Genomic DNA, 22698 nt, shown 5'->3' with positions numbered 1-22698 from the left:
GTTCTACGCCTGCTGCATGTTGTGTAGCGCGGCGTAGTGCCCGTCCGCCTTGCCCAGCAGATCGGCATGCCGACCCATCTCGACGATTGCACCGCGATCCATCACGACGATGCGGTGCGTGTCCCGCACGGCCGACAGGCGGTGCGCGATGATGATCACCGTACGGCCCTTGCAGATCTCGCGCATGTTGTTCTGGATGATGCGTTCCGACTCGTAGTCCAGGGCGCTGGTGGCCTCGTCGAAGATCAGGATGCGCGGATTGGACAGCAGCGCACGCGCGATGGCGATACGCTGGCGCTGTCCGCCGGACAGCGTGGCGCCATGCTCGCCCACCATGGTTTCGTAGCCCTCCGGCAGCTCGGCGATGAACTCGTGCGCGCCAGCCAGCTGTGCCGCGCGCATGATCTGCTGCAAGGGCATGCCTGGATCGTGCAGCGCGATGTTGTCGCGGATGCTGCGGTTGAACAGCACGTTCTCCTGCAGCACCACGCCGATCTGCCGGCGCAGCGAACTGGCGTCGATGGTGGCGATATCCACGCCATCGATCAGCACCCGGCCCTGCTCCGGTTGATAGAGCCGCTGCACCAGCTTGGTCAGCGTGCTCTTGCCCGAACCGGAGCGGCCCACGATGCCGATGGTCTCGCCGGCCTGGATGTTCAGCGTGACGCCGCGCAGCGCCAGTTGCGCACCGGGGCGATAGCGGAACTCGACCTGGTCGAAATCGATGCGTCCGCGTACGGGCGGCAGCGCCGGCCGCGCACCATGCACCTCGGTACGCGTGTTCAGGATGTCGCCCAGCCGCTGCATCGAAATGCCGACCTGCTGGAAGTCCGTCCACAGCTGCGCCAGCCGCATCACCGGCCCGGCCACGTTGCCCGACAGCATGTTGAAGGCGATCAACTGGCCGACGGTAAGCTGTCCGTCGATCACCAGCTTGGCGCCCAGCCACATGGTGCCCACGGTGACCAGCTTGCTGACGAAGGTGACGCCGCCGTTGGCGACCGTGCCGATGGCCGTCGTGCGAAAGCCCGCCTTCACATACGCGGCCAACTGGTTGTCCCATTTGCGGATCCATTGCGGCTCGACCGCGCTGGCTTTCAGGGTTTCGATGCCGCTGATGGTCTCGACCAGGAACGACTGGTTCTCCGCACCGCGATTGAACTTCTCATTCAGGCGTGCGCGCAGCGAGGGCGTGAAGCCCATCGACAGGATGAAATAGCACGGCAGCGAGGCCAGCACGATTAGCGTCAGCCACACGCTGTAGTACAGCATCACCGCCAGGAAGACCACGGAGAAGATCAGGTCCAGCACCACGGTGATGGCGTTGCCGGTCAGGAAAGAGCGGATGTTTTCCAGCTCGCGCACGCGCGCCACCGAGTCGCCGACCCGACGCGCACGGAAATAGGACAGTGGCAGGTTCAGCAGATGGCGGAACAGGCGCGCGCCCAATTCGACGTCGATGCGGCTGGACGTGTGAGCGAACACATAGCTGCGCAGCCCGGTCAGCACCACTTCGAAGGTGACCACGGCCAACAGGCCGATCGCGATCACGTCCAGCGTAGTGAAGCTGCGGTGCACCAGCACCTTGTCCATCACCACCTGGAAGAACAGCGGTGTGACCAGGGCGAACAGTTGCAGCACCAGCGAGACGATGAAGACCTCGGCCAGCAGGCGGCGGTATTTGACCACTGCGGGGATGAACCAGCTGAAGTCGAACTTGGCCAGTTCTCCGGCGATGGAGGCGCGCGAAGCCAGCAGGATCAGTTCGCCGGTCCAGCGTTGTTCGAACTCGGCCAGCGTCAGTTCGGCGGCGCCCTTCTGGCGCGGGTCCTGGATCAGGACCTTGCCGGCATCCACGCGAGCCAGGATGAAAAAGCCGCCGTCGTTGTCCAGCGCGATGGCGGGCAGCGGCGTGGTGCCCAGGCGTGCCGGACGGATCGTGGCGCAGCGGGCGCGCAGTTCCAGCTTCTTGGCGGCCAGCAGGATTTCGTTTACGCCGAACGGCGCGCCGTCCACGCGGAACTCATGGGCCAACTGATCGGGATCTACCGCCACCATGTGGTAGCGGGCCAGCATTGCCAGGCAGATCAGGCCGGTGTCCATGGGGGGGCCGGATTCGGGCGGCAGCGTCGTTCCCATGCCACCTGGGCCCGAGAGGGGAGCGCCTGGCGGCCCCGGTGGCTGCCCTCCAGGGATAATGTCCAGGCTTTTCATTGGTGAAAACTCCAACTTGCCGCGCATACGGCGCGGCATTTCACACGGGCGGGTAAGGGAATTGGGAACGGAGCTGTAGATCTGATCGAACTCAAGGTTTCAGGAAAAAAAGGAACCGAGATTGCCAAGGATTCAGTCAATTCGACGGGGGAATCTTTATCGGTTGCGCGGCATGCCGGCATGCGCCTCTGGAATATCTGCTCCGACCAAAACACTGCTGCGAATCCTGAAAAATGAAGGTTTCCCTGGGTATTTCCAAACAATCCCACTGGAAATCAAACCCCATTTACCGTCCAAAACGGCAGGAATAATCCATGCAAAACACAGAATTGTAAAATTATTTTTCTAATATCAAAATTAAATTTTTCGAACCAAGTAAGATGCCGCATAGCAATCTTGCAACTTGCTTTCATTTTTTATTCACTTTTGTAACTTCAGCTTTCCGTGTACAACTCCTGACCTCGAAGTATTCGCGCGCCTGACCGCCGTATTACAGGCCATGAACGCCCCCTCAGATCTTCCCCCTTCGCTCACCAGCCCGCTCCTTGATGACTCTCGGGTTACGCTCGATCAGCTCCGTACCTTCGTCGCCATCATCGACTCGGGCAGCTTTCACCAAGCCGCTCTCGTGCTGCACCGCTCCCAGTCCGCCGTCACCCAGAAACTGCAGCAACTGGAGTCAGCGCTGGGCCATATCCTGCTGGCACGCAAACAAGGGCGCATTACAGATCTGACGGATGCGGGCGAACGCTTTCTACCCGGCGCGCGCGACATACTGCGCCGAGTCAGCGCCACGATCCAAACTACCCGGCGCGCATCAGTGGAAGGAGTGGTCCGCCTGGGAGTGCCCGAGGATGCATTACCCAGGATTGCCCCCACGCTGGCCAGCATGGATTGGCCTGGGCTGCAATTGCAGGTACAGACGGGGTCGTCCCAGCAGCTCCTGCGCGATCTGCATCAGAAACTGGATCTCATCATTTTCAAGCAACGGGAATCCGCCCCTCTGCCTCCAATGGCACAAGTTCTGGAAACCGAAGATCTGTGCTGGGCAGCACCGCGGGATACCGGATTCGACATCACGCAAGCGGTGCCACTGGTCACGTCTCCAGATGGCTACATCTACCGCCAATGCGCACTGGAGGCGCTGGCTCAGGCAAACCGGAAATGGACGATCGTCTGCGCCAGCGCGAACATCGAAAATGTGCATGCCGCGATTTCAGCCGGACTCGGCATCGGTGTACTGCCACGGCGAACCCTTGCCATGGATCAGGCTATCGCCACCGCAGCGCTGAATCTGCCTGCATTGCCAAACCTGCAATTGGCCATGGTCACGGCAGATGCCAACAATGTATTGGCCACCCAGGTCGCGGCGCGCCTGAAGGCGGCTTGGAAGGAATAATGCACCGTCCGCGAGGCGCTTCGTCCTGTCTTCCGTGACGCCTGGCCAGAACACCCGCCATGAAAGAAGCCCGCATTGTGTCCGGACGACGCCGGAAACGATGCGGGCTTTTCAATTGGAGCCCCTTACCTGCGGCTCCAACCGACGTCACTGCCAGTTGGCAGCGATGACAGGCGCCAGAGCGGTCTGGTATGCGGCCGGCAACGTCGTCTGACCCGCGGCGGGCGGCGCAAACGCCGCCATGGCGGCAACCAGGTTCTCGACACGATCATCCGTCAGCGTCGCCCCGCCTGCGAGGATTTTCTCGACGCGATGCTGGCTGCCGAGATACCAATCCGTTATCAGCATCGTATTCGACATACCGATGATGCTGACCTCCAGATCGTTGCCCACCTGGCGGAACCACAGCTTGTCCCGCGCACCAGCCACCTGCAGGGTATCCACATCCCCGGCCAGCGATTCGGTTTCGACAATACGGTCGGTCTGGTCCGTATGCGCGCTCATCACATAGCGGTCGCTACCGGTGCCGCCAATCAGAACATCGTCGCCTCCTGCGCCCAGCAGCGTGTCGTTCCCCGCGCCACCGGCCAGGATGTTGTTGCCGCTATTGCCGACCAGCGAGTTGTTCAACGCATTGCCGGTACCGTTCAGGTTGGCGGTGCCGGTCAACGTCAGGTTCTCCACGTTATCGGGCAGCACGAAAGAAACGGAAGCCTGCACACGGTCCGCCCCCTCGCTGGCAAGCTCGATGATGGTATCGGTCTCGTTGCTGACGATGTAGACGTCGTCCCCCTTGCCGCCGATCAGCATATTGCGGCCGGATCCGCCATCCAGCATATCGTTGCCACCGTAACCGATCAGAGTGTCGTCACCGTCGCCCCCCAACAGGGTGTCGGCACCTTCGGTACCTTCCAGCCTGTCGTCGTCTGATCCACCGATAGGGGCTCCCACTTCGACATAAGTTTGCCAGCTCGACTGCCGCACGCTGCCCAATGCGGCTTCCTGCGCGGCAGTCAGCGAATATTGCCCAACCGGCGGCGGAGCAAAGGCGGACATGGCAACCACCAACTGCTCGACACGATCACTTGTCAACATGCTCGCCACGCCATGGACGAACCTCTCGACCTGATATTGGCTGCCGAGATACCAGTCCGTCACCAACGACCGGCCCGGCATGCCGATGACGCTGACCTCCAGATCATTGCCCACGCGACGGAACCATAGCTTCTCCGGCGCCACCGATACCTGTACGACATCGACGTCTCCCGCAAGCGACTCGGTTTCGATGATACGACTCGTGGATTGCGAGGTCATCAGATAACGGTCACTACCGGTTCCGCCAATCAGGACATCGTCGCCTCCCAAGCCCACCAGCAGGTCGTCTCCGGCACCGCCAGACAGGATATTGTTGCCGGCGTTTCCGGTCACCGTATTGTTCAGCGCATTGCCGGTGCCGTTGATGCTGGCAGTGCCGCTCAACAACAGGTTCTCGACGTTGTCTGGCAGCACGAAGGAAACGGAGGCTTGCACACGGTCGATACCCTTATTGGCAAGCTCGACGATCACATCGTTCGCATTGCTGACGATGTACACATCGTTGCCTGCCCCACCGATCAGCGTATTGCGGCCCGCCCCACCGTTCAGGGTGTCATTGCCGCCGTGACCGATCAGCGTATCGTCGCCGTCGTCTCCCGATAGGGTATCGTCACCCTCGGTGCCTTCCTGTGTCCGGCTGGCTGGACCGGAGCCCCCTTGCCAGCTGGAGACCAGCACACCGCTCAGTGCGGCCTCTTGCGCGGCATTCAAAACCAACTGACCAGACGACGGCTTGGTAACGCCGGCCATGGCCTGCACCAATGCCTCGACCTTCTCCGCCGCCAGGATTGCTCCGCTGGCAGTCTGCAACGTCTCGACGCGATACTGCGCGCCCAGATACCAGTTGCTGATGGTGATGCGATCCGATGTACCGATGAGATCGACCACCAGGTTATTGCCACTGCGGGAGAACCACAGCTGCTTGTTCTGGATGTCCGCGCCGAACGAAACGACGTCCTGATTGCCGGCGGTGGCATCGTTCTCGTAGATGGTGTCGGCGCCGTCGCCCCGGCCAAACACGTACGTATCATTGCCCAGGCTGCCGTACAGCGCATCCGAACCGGTGCCGCCAATCAACGTATCGTTACCGGCGCCGCCGTCCAGGCGATCCGCGCCTGCGCCGCCGTAAATCGTATCGGCCCCCGCGCCACCGAGCAGGATGTTGTTATTCGCATCACCCGTCAGCGTATCGTCGAAATCGCTGCCGGTCAGATTCTCGAAATTGCGCAGCGTATCCACACCCGAACTGCCCGTAGCCTGGGCAGTCGTTGTCGCCAGACTGACGGTGACCGCGGCTGATGCGAATTGGTAGGACACGGTGTCGTTACCCGCGCCGCCATCGATCACGTTGTTGCCGTTACCCGCAAAGATCGTGTTGTTCATCCCGTTGCCCGTCGCATTGGCAGATGAACTCGTCCAGATACGCAGGTTCTCGACGTAATCGGGTAGGGTATAGGACGTGGCTTTCGAATAAACGGTATCCGTGCCCTCGCCGGCCAGTTCGACAATGATGTCGCCTGGATTATCGATGTAGTAGAGATCGTTGCCGGCTCCGCCGATCATCCGATCCACACCCGCGCCACCGTCGATATGATTGTCGCCGTCGCTACCGGTCAGCGTATCGTTATAGTTGCTGCCCGTCAGCCATTGGATGCCACTGAGCGTATCGGTACCCGAGCCGCCCGTGTTCTGTGCGGCGGTCGTGGCCAGGGAAACGGTCACGGCAGATTTGGCATACAAGTAGGACACCGTGTCGTTGCCTGCACCCGCGCCGCCGGTGATGACATTGTTGCCGTCGCCCGCGTATATCAAGTTCGCCAGCGCGTTGCCCGTCATGTTTGCCGAGCCGGTCGACATGATGCGGCCATCCTCTACGTTGGCGCCCAAGGTATAGGCGGCCAGATATGAGTCGACCTGGTCAATGCCCGCGTTGGCAGCCTCAATGACCTTGTCGCCGGCATCGTCCACGATGTAGCGGTCGTCGCCCGCGCCACCGGACATCTGGTCGGCACCCTTGCCGCCGTCGATCACGTTGGCATCGGCGTTGCCGGCCAGTGTGTCGCTGTAATCGCTGCCCGTCAGGTTTTCGACGTTGCGCAACGTATCGCTGCCCGACCCGCCCGTCGCCTGCGCAGCCGTTGTGGCCAGGCTCGCCGTCACCGCACCCGTCGCGTAAAGATAGGAAACCGTGTCGATGCCGGCTCCGCCGTCCATGACGTTGTTTCCGCTGCCAGCGTAGATCACATTGGACAGGCCATTCCCCGTCATGTTTGCCACGCCGGTCGACAGGATCCGCCCGTTCTCGACGTTGGCTCCCAAGATATGGGCGCCCAGCGACGAATACACGGTATCGATACCCTCGTCCACGGCTTCCACGACGACATCGCCAGCGTTGTCAACATAGTAGATATCGTTGCCGGCTCCACCGCTCATCCAATCCGCGCCCACACCACCGTCAAGCACGTTGTCCTGTGCGTTGCCCGTGAGCCTGTCGGCATAATTGCTGCCGGTCAGGTTCTCGAAATTGAGCAGGGTATCGGTGCCGTGCCCCGTCACTTGCGGATTCGTCGTAGCCAAGCTGACCGTGACACCGACGATCGAAGCCGTGTAGCTGGCGGTGTCATTGCCCAACCCACCATCCATGATGTTATTGCCAGCGCCGGAGTAAATGACGTTATCGGAGGCATTGCCATACCCGTTGGCAGCCGAACTGGAGGTGATGACCAGGTTCTCGACGTCGTCCAACAGGGTGGTGGACGAGAGCGAGGACGAAACCGTATCGACGCCTTCGTCGGCCAATTCGATGATGATGTCGCCCGAAGACCCGACGTAATAAGTATCGTCACCAGCCCCGCCGATCATGGTGTCATTCCCAGACTCGCCGTAAAGGGTGTCGTTACCTGCGCCACCCGTCAAGACGTCGTCTCCGCCGCCGCCGTACAACGTATTGTCTTGCGAGTCACCTATCAGGGTATCAGCGTAAGCCGTACCCTTTAGACTGGAAATATGGGTAAAGCCATCTTTTGCTCTTGACGTGGCGGAATCCAGCGAAATTTTCACACCGCTTTTTCCGGCAGAAAAGTCCGCCAGTTCCATGCCAAGGAAATTGTCGTAGAGAGACAGACCTTTGTCGTAGGTAACGCCATCAAGGCGAACCACGCCACGCGAGCCATTCGCGTAGTACTCCACGACGACAGTTCCATCCGCTTCTTGGGAAAAGAACCCGACTCCTGCCCCGCCTCTGAGTATTGAGCCCGATGTCTCCAGCAGCAAGCGGTCACCCATGGTTCCTACCTGGAACAGCTTGATGGTGTCTCTTGCTGGACCTATGAGGAGATTGTTGGTCAGGGCGAAGAGGTCTCGCCCTGCACCGCCAATCAGTATGTGCCGACCGCTACCACCCCCGATGAGCAACTCACCGCCGGCTCCGGCAACAGCTGTACCACTCGGCTCGACATAGCGCACCTGCGAGAATTTTCCGATGCCAGACAAGGTGCCAAACAACCCGGCAACCTGTGCCTGAGCCGTGGCATAGGCGTTGTTCGCCGACTGTATTGCCGCGGCCAATGCGTTGTATTTCGCCTGGTCCACCGACGAATGGAACGAATAGGAGGTCGTGCCACCGTTGCTACTGGTCGTGTTGGCTGGCACCGCCAACCTGGCCAGCAACGCGCTGGTGCCAGCCAATGCTGCCTGCGCACGCGCCAAGGCAGGATAGATACCCTGGTATGAATTGATCGCAGCGAAGAACTTATCCTCGAAAGACAGGGAGGACGCTACGGCCCCCGAACTCGGTGAGCTCGTTTCATTGGCGGTCACAGCCGCTGCCAATGCCTGCTGCCTAGCCGCCAACGCTGTCCCGAATCTGCTCGCGATCGCACCGATCGGCGACAGCGCGCTATTCGCCGTAGACAGGGCATTCAAAATGGCGTCCATTACGCCCGCCTCGCCTTCCATTACGTCTCGGCTGAGCGTCCCGTTCGTCGGCCGATTTGTTACGTCGTAATAGATCCGCCCCGCCTCGAACCCGGACAACTCCTCGTACCAGGTAATTCCAAAAATCGCCTGCGTCTGTGTGTTCGAGAAATTGGACTGGGTGACGGTGTAGAAAGTGCCCGGGAATTTGCTCGTCGTGTAGCGATAGATGCGATACGAGGCAGTCCACTCCCGCGGAGTGACGACGCTTGCCTGCGATGAAGCTGCCGATCCGGCCGAACTCGCCAAACCAGCGGATTGATTGATAGCCGCTGCAATGGCGTTGGCGACGGCAGCCTTGGCACTGGCATTACCGCTCGTGTAGGCATCCTTGGTTTCAAGGACGACGTTGATCGTCTCAGGCACTTCGGGAACGTTGCGCTGCTGGAAGTAGGTCTCGAGCGACAGCCCGCCAGGCAAGGCCGACGTACGGCGAGGGTCGAAACCTGCATAGCCAGCCAGCATCGTCACCAGATCTTCGACTCCCGCAGTATCCAGGCGCAGACCATTGGCAAGCTGAATAGCGCCCAGTTTGTAGGACTCATCGGCATACCATCCCTGTACCCTGATCTGGTCATGCCCACCCAAAATCTGAATCAACAGGTCGTTTCCGCTGCGCGTCAGCCACAGGTCGTTCGCGCCAAGATTATCCTTGAACACCAGGACGGAAGATGCACTGGCATTCGACAAGACCCCGTTGATGACCGTATCGGCGCCATCCCCTCGGCCGTATACGTATCGGTCGTTGCCACCCGCGCCCGTCAAGGTGTCCGCCCCGCCACCGCCCTCCAATACGTTGTTGCTGCCGTCCCCCGTCAACCAGTCTCGGTACCGGGTGCCCACGACGTTTTCCACCCTGACGAGCGTGCTGCCAAGGTTGTCCTGACCTGCGGCCAAATTGACCATCACGCTACCGCCCAATTCGGCGTAGGACACAACGTCCTTTCCGAGGCCTCCGTCAATGGCGTACTCGCCCCCCCGAACGACGAAAGTATCGTTACCCTCACCACCTTGCAGCACACTCTGCCAAGCTCCGCCGATCAGCGTATCCCCCAGATTCGACGCAATGATCTTGTTGAGGTGCACCTGCCCGTCGAAGAACGAATCGCCGCGCAACTCATAGGTACCTGACTGGAGCATGCCGGCAAAAGAAATAGCCGACACCCCCACCACGTTGGAGAACAGGTCCAGCGTCGAGGCCGTCACGCCAGCAAGATCGGCATAGGCCCCGTTCTGGGCCTGAATACGAATCCCGCCCGCGATACTCAGAACACTGACCGTATCACCAATGCCCAAGAACTTGAGTTGGTCCCCTGCGGCGCCTGAAGAGAAGTTCCGCACCGAAACCTGCGATGCGGCGGCGCTAAGCAAGACGTGATCCACGCGGCTACCCAACACCACTGTAGGACTGCCTTGTGCCAACAGAAGATTGAAGCCCGAGCCTGCGGTTGTGATCTGCCCCGACGAAGCGACATAGGCGCTGGCGTAGCCAGAGGATTGTGCAATCGCGCCAAGCAACTGATCCATTGCGGCCTTGCGGTCGCTCAGGAATTGCAGCATGTTGGCGTAGGAGGTAAACGTGTCGGCTGCAAAATCAGCATCGCCTGCCGAGAAATAGGTCTTGCCGCCAGGCAGGTGGTTCGCCGGATCCCTATTTACCGGAATGAACTGATTCAGTTCGGTCTGCAGAGCCAGCATTCTGTTGTTCAATGACAGCGACACTGCGTAGGTATCCAGGAACGATGTCATCGCACTGCCCCACTGATTAGCGGCAGCTCTCGCGGAGCTCAAAGCTGAGGCGAAGTTCGAGGTTTTTCCCGTCGCGTTGGCAACTTGAGCAGCAGTTTCGGCAGAGAAAATGGATCCGGAACCGCCGGAAATAGCCGAGGCAACGTTGACAACTTGGGCATCGAACGATATCCCGTCCTGCAAAAGCGCCACCATATCCAAGCCCGCACGGCTGCCACTTGAACCCCTGACACTATCGTAGACGGAGATCAGGGATGCATCCCCAATAGGCGCCACGGGTTGCTGGATACCTCCGGATGTCCTATACCGTATCGTCGACATCCACGACTGGAGCTTCGAAATCTCCGCAGAGAAGTTTGCCCTGCGTGCCGACAACGCCTGCTGAATACCATTAGCCTGTGCCTGCGAAATCACGGCATAGCCTTTGGCGGTGTATTCGGCAAAGATCACCGCAGCAGCCGACGGCATCCATGTCGGCGTCGTGATACTGACACCGGCAGGCAACAAGCCAACGTCCACGGCTTGGCCGCGTCCACCGCCTACCGCCGTATACCCGGCGACGGCACCGATTTCACCCGCAGAGAATTTTCTGCCATCCGATGTCGCATTGAGATCAATGGACTCGATCCCTAGTTGCGCAAGCGTGCGCAACTCTCCTGCGTCGGTTACACCGTTGCCATTGGCATCTTGCCAGACTTGAACCAAGTCGAAGAAGTTCTTGCCGGTGACGCTATCTGTGCGCGCCGTTGCCCGCGAAAACATGGAGGTGCCGCTGGCAGCCAGCGTGGCCAGCGCTTTGAAGCCATCCTGGCCCGCGAGAGGAGTCTGCCCATACGCGGAGAAAGACTCACCAAACCATTCGCTCGCGTTGTCAATGATGCCGTTGCCGTTACGGTCCAACACCAGAATGCCAGCTTCCGCATCGACCCAACTGGTAACTTTCTTCTCGCCGTCGGCATCCAGATCAAATACAGCATCGCTTTGCCATGCTGGAATCAGGGAGACACCTTTGCCGGTCAGATCCAGCACTAAAGGAAATCGGGGGCTCGAGTTCCCGAGAAAGGGAGCAGGCGCACCTCCGACAACTGAGCCGAACGGGCCTATCCACCTACCATTCTCATAAACGAGTACGGTAATTATCGATCCTGTGTAGGGCAATTTGGCCTGCCATGCCGCCTGGGAAATCAAGGCCTGCTGTATGGCGGCGGACTGCGTATTAGCCAGCGATAGTTGATTCACCATGTCGCTGTTGAGAAACGCGGGGAACCATCGCTCGGGCACATTGCCGAAGGTAATTCTATCTCCCATGTACTGATTGGTGATGGCGTTGTTCAACGCATCGCTGACCCCAAGCGCCTGCACGTTGAACCGGGCCGCGAGCTGGTTCATGGATGCTTGGACAATACCTGCAGACTTTGTCGTCTGGACACCAGCCGCGATGCTCCTGACAAAGCCATCCAGGTCTCCCCCGGTAAATGTCTGACCGTTCTGAGTCCATTGGAGTGTTCCGTTGACCTCTGTCAAATTGGATGCAGACTTGACGACAATACTTCCATCCGAGCTGCGCCACTGCACGGAGACGCTCTGGCCATCGAATGTGATTTCCTGTGTGAAACCATTTATCACGGAAGTCGCAGTCAGAGAGCCAGGACCCTGAACCAGCACGGCCCCCGGAGGAATACCTACAACTTTCACGCCATTAGCTGCGATGTATGAACCAGTAACTCCGTCAAAGACGATCCTAGGATCGGTCACTGCAGAGACACTGCCAAGACTCGCCTGCAGATAGACTTTGCCATCCACGTCCACACCAAAGTCTGTAATTCGCTCGGCATCAGTGACAAATCTTGTGCCATCCGACAAGACAGAAAACGAAACCTTCCCACCATCCGTTGAGGAAATATCGAGTTGCTCCGCTATTGCCGGAAACGTCTTACTGGTGAACAGATCCAAATATGAAAAAAGGGCCGAGCCAGATATTTCAGCAGCACGCTGCACCGATTCTTTGATGAACTTCAAAGGGCCGTCAATATCAACAGTGCCCGTTGACGTCAGTGCCAGAGCCGTCAGCACGGTAGTCGCCACCGTTGCAGCAGCCACAGTCGCCAGAACCATCGGCACGCTAGAAACCGCAGCTACCCCAACGATACCAAGAAGACCAGCCGCTCCAGAGGCAACCGACCAAAGATCTGCTTTATCCACCACTCCTTTTTTTTCATAATCATCGCTTATTTTTTTAAGAGTCGCTGCTGTGCTGGCGGCGGTGACTATAAAATCTATAGGCATGGCAACTTTCCGGCCAAAAGCCTGAATCAGGCTAACGGCCACCTGACCGAGGCCCGTCAAGGCTCCTAACGTATTTCCGCTTGCCCCACTAGAAATCGCAGGAATTGCATTGGTATGGCTGGAAAAAAAAGCCGCAACCGCGCTAATAGCATCCTGCGTAGTCATCATTGCCGCTGAACTCATACACCCTCATCACAAAAATATAAAGTTTCGATTAATCAAATATCACAAAACTCCGATAAATCACTAAGCAAGATCGCTACCCCGCTCGTTCTTTCTCATCAACCATTCCGCCGCAATCCACGCCAACGACATGAATATCAACTGAATAATTGTCGAGCGCATCAACCGATCAAAACCCTTGTCAATTTCAGAGCGCGTCTCCTCTATCGACACGATTACCGCCGCTCCCCTCCGCAGAGACAGCAAACGATTCTCGTAGACCATCGGATATATCGACCATCTAAACCACACCGCCTCCACCTCGCTGCCTCTCAATGACTCTCTAGCCTGTTCCCCATAGATGCAATCCTGAGAAAGGTGCACATTCCCCGCACAAGAAACAGGCACCCCACCAACAGCCATCAAATTCCCTCGGCCTTTTTTATATTTAAAATCCACAACACCAACCGTCCGCTTCCATTCCGATTCTGGCGGAATCTTATTTAAATACGTATAAAAATCAGGCAAAACAAGGAAGAAGAAAATTATGGCCGCCATAACCAATCTGACACCATTTCTCCAACTATTTTTTCTCAACCAATTCATAACACACCCTTACTTTCATCACGAAAGAAATTTTATCCATCGCCCGTCGCAAGCAGTCGTAGCAGCAGGTGTGCGAGATCCTCACTCTGACTACGCAGCACATCCCGGCCAGTCGACCTGACGCTGCACCGGATACGGAATCCTCAAGATCAGTGCCGATCCGCGCCTTGCCGAAAAGGAGATCGATGTGGTCTGGCGGTATACGAACTCAACCGAGAATGCCGCGAAGCTCTCGGTCGATGAGAAGACCCCGATCCAGGCCCTGGATCCGAATCCAGAAGCAGTTGCCGCCGCCCCCCGGCAAGTCCAGCGGCGCTCATACGACTGTCTGTACGCGACCCTCTTCAGCCCCTGAGAGTAGATGGGCGTACCAGCCCTCAATCTATCCAAAAAACCATAAAAATGAAAATTAATTAACCCCTAGTCATAATCAGAAAACCTCCACCAAAAAACCAGAAGTGAAGCCCACAAATCGGCATAGGGGGCAGCCCTTACGGGCTGCGCCCCTGCCACACTACCCGGCATGCGGGTCCGCACTGGGCGGTTGAATAAGTTGAGGTCGCCGGGCTTGGGGCACTGCCGACCCGGCTCCTGGACTTACCTGACCTGATTCGGCGGATTCGATTTCTCGCTGCCACGGCCTGTCGGGCTTCACCCTATCCACCTCTCTGGCGAGCTTCGCTTTCGCGAACATCTGAGACGCTTCGATTCCGATAATCAGAGCGCTTGCCCTCCCTATCCTTCGGTCCTTCGCCGTTTATCTTCTGGCCTCACCAGCCCCGATACTCCGGCTACTACGACCTCTGCTGACTTCTCGCTCCAGCTTGCGCTGTCGCCCTTTCAGGCACAAGGCGAGATCTCCCCAGGTAATTGCGCACTCCTTCATCGCACAACCGCCGGATCTACGCCGCCTCGCCTTGACCACTAGAGCTTCGCGGTTGCTTGCCCGCTCGCCCTGCTCGGCAACGCCTTCTATCCGGTTCTTGTCCATCGGCTCGCGATTTACGCTACACGCTTCCTCCCCACACTCGGTCACCCTCATGCAGTTGCGTTTCGCTTCGTTCGTCGTGATCTACTTACGGCGGGACTTGCACCCGCAGGAGTGCACCCATGCTAGGCGCACAAGCCAAAAAAAAGCGCTTCCGAAGAAGCGCTTTTCTGTTTGGCGGCGAACCACGCGGACGATCAGCCCTTGGCCCGCCAATACTTCACATACTCACCCACCCCCGTCGCCACATCCCGCATCGCCGCCGCAAACCCCGCCGCGCGCAGCTTCGTGACATCCGCCTGGGTATAGCTCTGATACCGACCCTTCAAATCATCCGGAAACGCGATATACCGAATGAATCCGGCCTTCACCAGCTCATCCAGTGGCAGCTCCGCATCCCCCTGCTCGGCCCGCAGCGTATTCACCACCGCCGCTGCCACGTCATTGAACGGTTGCGCCCGTCCCGTGCCGCAGTTGAACACGCCCGACTGTTCCGGATGATCCAGGAAATGCAGATTCACCGCGACCACATCCTCCACCGAGATGAAATCCCGGCTCTGGCCGCCGTCCACATACCCATCCCACCCCGCGAACAGCCTCACATGCCCTTCCGCCAGGAACTGGTTCATGTTGTGGAAGGCCACGGACGCCATGCGCCCCTTGTGCTGCTCGTGCGGGCCATACACATTGAAGTACCGCAATCCCACCACCTGCGCGGTCAACCCGGCCTGCATACGACGACGCAGCACCTGATCGAACAGCAGCTTCGAATACCCGTACACATTCAACGGACCTTCGTTGGCCGGATCTTCCACATACACCGACGACCCGCCATACACCGCCGCTGACGACGCATAGATGAACGGCACCTTCCGCGCCTGGCAGAACTCGAACAACTCCAGCGTGACGCGGTAGTTGTTATCCATCATGTAATGCCCGTCGCGCTCGGTGGTGTCCGAGCAAGCGCCCTGGTGGAACACGGCCTGGATTTCAGGCAGATCGCCGCTATGCACCCGCGCACGGAAATCGTCGCGATCCAGATAATCCGCAATACTGCAATCCACCAGATTGCGAAACTTGTCGCCTTCGGTCAGGTCATCCACGGCGATGATGTCCTGGATGCCACGGCGGTTCAGACCGCGCACGATGTTGCTGCCGATGAAACCAGCGGCGCCGGTGACGATGATCATGTCGCTTCTCCTGCCAATTCTTCGGCGGTGACGATGGAAGTGCCGAGCTTGCCGACGACGATGCCGCCGGCGCGGTTGGCCCACTGCATGGCGTCCAGCCACGGCAGGCCCGCGCCGCGCATCACGGCCAGCGTGGCCAGCACGGTGTCGCCCGCGCCGGACACGTCGAACACTTCGTGCGCCTGGGCATCGACGTGCTCGCGGCCGGCATCGTGGAACAGGGTCATGCCCTGCTCGGAACGCGTGACCAGCAGCGCCTCCAGTTCCAGCTCGGCGCGCAGCCGCTGGGCGCGGTCGGTCAGTTCGGATTCCGTATTCCAGCGGCCCACGGCCTGCTGCATTTCGGAACGGTTGGGGGTGACGAGCGTGGCGCCGCGATAGCGCGCGTAATCGTCGCCCTTGGGGTCGACCAGCACCGGCACGCCCCCCGAACGCGCGAGGGCGATCAGGGAAGACACGCGATCCAATGCACCCTTGGCGTAGTCGGACAGCACGATGACGTCGTGGCGGGAAACATGGCGCGCCATGGCGGCGTCGATGCCATCCAGGGCAATCGGCTCGGGATGCTGTTCGAAATCGACACGCAGCAACTGCTGCGCGCGGCCCAGCACGCGCATCTTCAGCGTAGTGGGATGTTCGGCATCCCGGATCAGGTCGGCATCCACGCCGGCCTCGGCCGACATGCGGGCGATGCGGTCGCCCGCCTCGTCCGCGCCGACCACGCCCACCAGGGTGACCTTTGCGCCCAACGCGGCGATGTTGCGCGCCACGTTGGCCGCGCCACCCAGGCGGTCTTCGCGGCGCGCCACGCGCACCACGGGCACCGGGGCCTCGGGCGAGATGCGGTCGACCTCGCCGAACCAGTAGCGGTCCAGCATGACGTCGCCCACGACCAGCACGCGGCAGCGGCTGACGGCGGCAGTGGGGAATTGCAGGTTCATTGAAGTTCTTCCAGGCGGCGCGGTGCGTAGGTTTCCCAGGCGTTGCAGCCGGGGCATTGCCAGTAGAAGCGGCGCGGCTGGAAGCCGCAGGACCGGCAGGAATAGCGGTCCAGGCGCTGCGTATGCTTGTGGATCAGGCTGCGCAAGAGGCCCAGGTCGCCCCCGGGCACCGCGGCATCCTTGGGCGCGTCGGCCGGCGTGGCCAGTTCGGCCTCGAGCAGCCTGTCCAGGCCCAGCAGCGAGGGATGATGGCGCAGGGCCTCGCGGGCGAAGGTCCAGGCGGGGCCGCCGCCCTGCTGCACGCGCAGCTCGCGGAACACTACGTTGAACAGGTCCAGCGAGGCATGGCGCTCGTACTGGCGGCGCAGGGCTTCCAGGCCTTCGGCCGGCTGGCCGGCGTTGCGGTAGTTGGCCAGCAGCGACTCGGCGACCAGGCCCGCGAATTCCGGGGCCTCGGACAGCACCGAACCCAGGTACAGGCGCTCGGCCTTGGGATCGTTCTCGATGGCCGCCAGCTTGGCCCGCAGCATGGCGATGCGCACCCGGCCGCCCTTGGGCGCATGGCCCGCGCGCTCGGCAGCCTGGGCCGCGTTGTCGGCGGCATCCAGCGCGGAGTGGGCGGTTTCCAGGTCGGGGGCCGGCTTGGCGCCCAGCGCCGTCTGGGCCAGTTCGCAGTGGTAGTGCACGATCTGCGGCACCGGCTCGTCGGCCAGGGCCTGCAGGTTCTTGACGGCCTCGATGGCGCGGCCCCAGTCGTGCTCGGACTCGTAGATGCGGATCAGCGAGCGCAGCGCGGGCAGCGCATAGCGCGTGTCCTTCAACTGGCCGAAGGCGCTCTCGGCGCGATCCAGCATGCCGGCCTTCAGGAAATCCTGGGCCAATTCGTGCTGGGCGTGGTCACGCTCGACCACGGGCAGGTCGGAGCGGTTGAGCAGGCTCTGGTGCACGCGGATGGCGCGCTCCATTTCGCCACGGCGCCGGAACAGGCTGCCCAGCGCAAAGTGCAGCTCGGTGGTTTCCGGGTCGAGCTTGGCGACCTCGACGAAGGCGTCGATGGCGCGGTCGGGTTCTTCGTTAAGCAGGAAATTCAGGCCGCGAAAATACGAATCGGGCAGCGTGCGCGTCTCGCGCAGCATCTGCCTGAAATCGAACCGCGCCGCCAGCCAGCCCAATGCGAACAGCATGGGCAGGAAAATCAACCACCAGGGTTCAAAATCCACGTTTCGGACTCGTGCGGAAAATCAGGACGGACAGGCCGCAAGGCCCGCTTACAGCGGCGACATGGGCGCCACGGACTCGGGCGCGACCGTCGCCGGGGCGGGCGCCGGGCCGCCGTTCAGTTGCGCCTGCAGGCGATCGACCTCGCGGCGCAGGCGGATGGCCTCGCGGCGGCGGCGCATGGTGGCAGGCACGCTGAGCAGCAGGCCGAACAGGGCGCCGACCACGAAGGCGGCCAGCATCACCACGATCAAGGGAACGTTCTGCACGACGTAATCGGCGTAGAACTTGACGGCGACCGGCTCGGTGTTCTTGAGGGCGAACATCAGCACCGCAACGAAAACCAGCAGCCGCAGGGCCCAGACGAGATAGCGCATGGCGCGATGCTCCTAGAAAATCGAGACATAGATTGTAAGCGCAACCCGCCGCGCGCTGCCCGCGCGGCTGCGTTTATGATGGATCGGTTCGCGGCACATGGCTTGCCGCCGGGCTTTTTTGCATCCCCCTACTGTCCGCACCACAACCAGAGGTCGCCTTGAAAACTCACAAGATCGCAGTCATTCCCGGAGACGGAATCGGCAAGGAAGTCATGCCCGAAGGCGTGCGCGCGCTGGAAGCCACCGCCAGGCGTTTTGGCATCCAGCTGGAACTCAAGCACATCGATTGGGCCAGTTGCGACTACTACGCCGAGCATGGCGACATGATGCCGCCCGACTGGTACGACCAGTTGAAAGACTGCGAGGCGCTGTTCTTCGGCGCGGTGGGCTGGCCCGACACGGTGCCCGACCATATCTCGCTGTGGGGCTCGCTGCTGAAATTCCGCCGCCAGTTCGACGAGTACGTGAACCTGCGCCCGGTGCGCCTGATGCCCGGCGTGCCCTCGCCGCTGGCCGGCCGCAAGCCCGGCGACATCGATTTCTACGTGGTGCGCGAGAACACCGAGGGCGAGTACTCGTCGGTGGGCGGCCGCATGTTCGAGGGCACCGAGCAGGAATTCGTGCTGCAGGAGTCGATCTTCACGCGCCGCGGCACCGACCGCATCCTGAAGTACGCCTTCGACCTGGCGCAAAGCCGCCCCAAGAAGCACCTGACCTCGGCCACCAAGTCCAACGGCATCTCGATCAGCATGCCCTACTGGGACGAACGCGTCGAAGCCATGGCCAAGCATTACCCGGACGTCCGCTGGGACAAATACCACGTCGACATCCTGGCCGCGCGCTTCGTCCTCAGTCCGGAACGCTTCGACGTGGTGGTGGCCTCGAACCTGTTCGGCGACATCCTGTCCGACCTGGGTCCGGCGTGCACCGGCACCATCGGCATCGCCCCGTCGGCCAACCTGAACCCCGAGCGCAAGTTCCCTTCGCTGTTCGAGCCCGTGCACGGTTCGGCCCCCGACATCTACGGCAAGAACATCGCCAACCCCATCGGCATGATCTGGTCGGGCGCGATGATGCTGGATTTCCTGGGCCACGGCGAAGGCAAGTACCGCGAGGCGCACGACACCATCCTGCGCGCCATCGAGAAGACGCTGCTGGACGGCGACGTCACGCCCGACCTGGGCGGCCGCGCCTCGACCACCGAGGCCGGCCTGGCCATCGCCCGCGCCATCGAGGCGGTCTGATCGCCATCGAGGCCCGGTCGCAAGATCGGGCCTCGCGGCGCCGGCCCTTGCTACCCGGTGCCTTCCCCTGCCCTCACGGGCCGAATCGCCCCTGAACGCTCGCACCACACCGGTGCAGTCCTCATGGCATTAGGGGTTAATCCTATGGAGCCGCCGACAGTTTTCACGCTTGTTGTAACTATCGGTGTCTAATTGCCGCAGTATCCTTTACGATCGCATTGGGCATCGGTCCATGGCGTCTTCGCGTAGGAACTCACCTCATGAAAGTCCGCTTTCACCTGCTGCCCACCATGTTGCTGGGCGCGTTCGTGCTGGCACTGACGACGGTCATGATCGTGTTCTCCATGTCCAAGCTGCGCAACCTGTCCGAGGACAGCGCCAGCACGGTGTTCTCGCTGATCGCGCAGCGCAACGCCGACCAGTTGCAGGCCGTGCTGGCCAACGCCGCGGACGTGGTCGACGCGCAGTCGATACTGTTGCCGCAGCAGGTCCTGGCCGACGGCAGGATCAACGAAACCACGCTGGTGCCCGCCCTGACGGCCTCCCTGCGTGCGCATCCGCGTATCTACAGCCTGTACTACGGCTTCGGCAACGGCGCATTCCTGCAGGTGATCGGCGTGCGCGGCGATACCCGCATCGCCGACCGCATCCATGCACCGGCAGGCACTTACTACGCCGTCCGCCTGATCGATCCCACCGAGCGAACCGAAACCTATCGCTTCCTGGCCAACAACGAAAAAGAACTGGGCACGCTGGTCAACCCGGCCACCTACGTGCCGAGCTCGCGCCCCTGGTACGACAGCGCCCTGGCCACGTCGGGCGTGCACATCACGGATCCCTATGTCTACGACTCGCTGCAGGGGCTGGGCCTGACCTTGTCGCGTGCGCTGCGCGAGGGCAATGGGGTATTCGGCGCGGACGTCTCGCTGGGCGACCTGGAAAGCTTCGCCGCGGATTCGCTGGAAGGCCGCGACGGCGGCATCCTGATCACTGACGACCGGGGCCGCGTGCTGGCCACCCACGCCAGCCGCAATTTCAACGCCCCCCAGATCGAGGCGACGCAGCTCGCCTCGCGCACGACCAACCCCCTGTTCCTGCAGGCGGCGCAATTGCTGCGGCAAAACGGCACGCAGATCATCAACGTGGACGGCGCCGACCTGGCCTACGCCAGCCGCTCGGTGGCCATCACGCCCCGCACCGCCATTCATGTCGTGGCCTTCGCGCCGATGAATCTGTACACCGGTTCGGTGGATACCGCCCGTAACGGCCTGCTGCTGTATGGCATTGCGATCCTGGCGCTGTGCCTGCCGCTGACCTATCTGGTGGCCCGGCGCATCTCCGGCGCGCTGGAGCGGCTGGCCGCCGAGGCAGAGCGCATCCAGCGCCTGGATTTCGGCGGCGAGCGCACGGTCCACTCGATCTTCCACGAGATCGACCTGCTGGGCCGTGCCCAGCACACGATGAAGACGGCCATCCGGCAGCGCACGCAGGCGCTGGACGACGCCCGCGTCAACCTGCAGCGCCTGCTGGACAGCGGCATGCAACTGGCGTCGCGCCGTAGCCGCGACACGGTACTAAGCCAGATCCTGGAAAGCGCCTGCCAACTGGGGCATGCGCATGCCGGCCAGTTCTGGCTATGTATCCGCCCCGATACGCTGCAACTGGCCGCGCATGCGTTCGAGGACAATCACGACTGGCCCACCCCTGCCCTGCACGTATCCTCGGAAGACACGCCGCTGGATCCCTGTGTGTGGGCACTGACGCACAAACGGCCGTTGCGGCTGGACAGCTCCGTGCACGAATTCGACCTGGGCGTGCAGCGCCTGCTGCCGGGCGGCGAACCCAGCGCGCTGCTGGCGGTGCCGGTGCTGGCGCGCGGCGACAAGCCGCTGGGCGTGCTGGTGCTGTCCGGCCACGGCGACGTGAACTTCGACGCCGAAACGGTGCGTTATGCGCAGACGCTGGCGGCGCAGGCCGGCATCGCGCTGGAAAACCTGAACCTGATCGCCTCGCAGCGCGAGCTGATGGATTCGATGCTCAAGCTGATTGCCGGCGCCATCGATGCCAAGAGCGCCTATACGGGCGCGCATTGCGCCCGTGTGCCCGAACTGGCCCGCATGCTGGCCGAAGAGGCCTGCGAGGTGAAGAGCGGTCCGCTGGCCGACTTCCGCTTCGAGACCGACGACGAATGGCGCGAGTTCCGCATCGGCACCTGGCTGCACGATTGCGGCAAGGTCACCACGCCGGAGCACGTGGTGGACAAGGCCACCAAGCTGGAAACCATCTACAACCGCATCCACGAGATCCGTACCCGCTTCGAGGTGTTGCTGCGCGACGCCGAGATCCAGCGCCTGCAGTCGCTGCTGTCGGGCACCGATGCCTCGGGCGCGCAACGCGATTACGAGACGCTGCGCGCGCAGTTGCATGAAGACTATGCCTTCATCGCCCAATGCAACATCGGCGGCGAAGCCATGGCCCCCGGCACGGCCGAACGGCTGCGCCAGATCGGCGAGCGCACCTGGCTGCGTTATTTCGACGACCGCATCGGCCTGTCCTATGCCGAACAGGACCGCATGGCGGAACTGCCCGTGCCAGAGCTGCCGGTACGCGAACACCTGCTGGCCGACCGGCCCGAACACGTCGTGCCGCGCACCGACCGCAACCGCTACGACGAACGCTACGGCTTCCGCATGGAAGTGCCCAAGGACCTGTACAACTTCGGCGAGCTGCACAACCTGACCATCGAGCGCGGCACACTGACGCCGGAAGAACGCTTCAAGATCAACGAGCACATCATCCAGACCATCGTGATGCTCGACCAGTTGCCGCTGCCGCCCAATCTGCAGCGCGTGCCCGAGTACGCGGGCACGCACCACGAAACGCTGACCGGCACGGGCTATCCGCGCCGGCTGCGCGCCGACCAGTTGTCGATTCCGGCGCGCATCATGGCCATCGCCGACATCTTCGAGGCGCTCACGTCCTCCGATCGGCCCTACAAGAAGGCCAAGCCGCTGTCGGAGGCGGTGCATATCCTGGCGGGCTTCCGCGATCGCGGGCACATCGACGGCGACCTGTTCAAGCTGTTCCTGACCTCGGGGGTTTTTCAACGCTACGCGGAAACTTATCTTGCGGCGCAGCAGATCGACGAGGTGGACGTGGCCTCTTATCTGCCGGAGCCGCAACCGGCAGGCTGAGCAACCACCGCAGGGATGGGCGGGCCGTCCAGGCCGATGCGGCCGGGAGTTCCTGGCTCC

10 protein-coding genes are annotated in these 22698 nt (G+C 61.3%); 3 read left to right on the top strand and 7 right to left on the bottom strand.

What is annotated here, in order from left to right:
- Positions 1-3 precede the first annotated feature (3 nt).
- Positions 4-2139 (bottom strand): type I secretion system permease/ATPase, encoded by a 2136-nt coding sequence (locus A7W11_RS07190; RefSeq protein ID WP_066410325.1) that lies wholly within the window; start codon positions 2137-2139, stop codon positions 4-6.
- 478 nt (positions 2140-2617) lie between these two features.
- On the opposite strand from A7W11_RS07190, the gene A7W11_RS07185 reads away from it, so the two are divergent.
- Entirely contained in the window at positions 2618-3613 is a 996-nt protein-coding gene (locus tag A7W11_RS07185; RefSeq protein WP_156523023.1) for a LysR substrate-binding domain-containing protein, read from the top strand.
- 147 nt (positions 3614-3760) lie between these two features.
- Here the strand turns inward: A7W11_RS07185 and A7W11_RS28975 are convergent, their stop codons facing one another.
- The 6 genes from A7W11_RS28975 to A7W11_RS07145 form a co-directional block, all read right to left on the bottom strand.
- On the bottom strand, positions 3761-12886 hold the full coding sequence (locus A7W11_RS28975; RefSeq protein ID WP_162270251.1) for a calcium-binding protein: 9126 nt from the start codon (positions 12884-12886) through the stop codon (positions 3761-3763).
- A 78-nt stretch (positions 12887-12964) separates the two neighbouring features.
- On the bottom strand, positions 12965-13486 hold the full coding sequence (locus tag A7W11_RS27920; RefSeq protein WP_156523022.1) for a hypothetical protein: 522 nt from the start codon (positions 13484-13486) through the stop codon (positions 12965-12967).
- A gap of 1185 nt (positions 13487-14671) precedes the next feature.
- Positions 14672-15664, bottom strand: a complete 993-nt coding sequence (rfaD, locus tag A7W11_RS07160) for an ADP-glyceromanno-heptose 6-epimerase (protein WP_066410319.1) — start codon at positions 15662-15664, stop codon at positions 14672-14674.
- A complete protein-coding gene (gene rfaE1, locus A7W11_RS07155) occupies positions 15661-16605 on the bottom strand; it encodes a D-glycero-beta-D-manno-heptose-7-phosphate kinase (protein ID WP_066410318.1) in 945 nt (314 codons plus the stop codon). The genes rfaD and rfaE1 overlap by 4 nt, the downstream gene beginning before the upstream one ends.
- Positions 16602-17825 (bottom strand): lipopolysaccharide assembly protein LapB, encoded by a 1224-nt coding sequence (gene lapB / locus A7W11_RS07150; RefSeq protein ID WP_066410317.1) that lies wholly within the window; start codon positions 17823-17825, stop codon positions 16602-16604. The genes rfaE1 and lapB overlap by 4 nt, the downstream gene beginning before the upstream one ends.
- A gap of 48 nt (positions 17826-17873) precedes the next feature.
- Positions 17874-18200, bottom strand: coding sequence for a LapA family protein (locus A7W11_RS07145; protein WP_066410316.1), 327 nt, complete (start codon positions 18198-18200; stop codon positions 17874-17876).
- Between the two features lie 158 nt (positions 18201-18358).
- On the opposite strand from A7W11_RS07145, the gene A7W11_RS07140 reads away from it, so the two are divergent.
- The gene (locus A7W11_RS07140) at positions 18359-19444 is read left to right on the top strand and encodes a tartrate dehydrogenase (RefSeq protein WP_066410315.1); all 1086 of its coding nucleotides are present in this window, start codon (positions 18359-18361) and stop codon (positions 19442-19444) included.
- 260 nt (positions 19445-19704) lie between these two features.
- Entirely contained in the window at positions 19705-22638 is a 2934-nt protein-coding gene (locus A7W11_RS07135) for an HD domain-containing phosphohydrolase (RefSeq protein ID WP_082887135.1), read from the top strand.
- Positions 22639-22698: the final 60 nt, after the last annotated feature.

Source organism: Bordetella ansorpii (genome assembly GCF_900078315.1).
Classification (GTDB): Bacteria; Pseudomonadota; Gammaproteobacteria; order Burkholderiales; family Burkholderiaceae_B; genus Bordetella; species Bordetella ansorpii.
The sequence above is the reverse complement of the archived record's forward strand: the minus strand, read 5'-3'. Positions and strand labels throughout refer to the sequence as shown.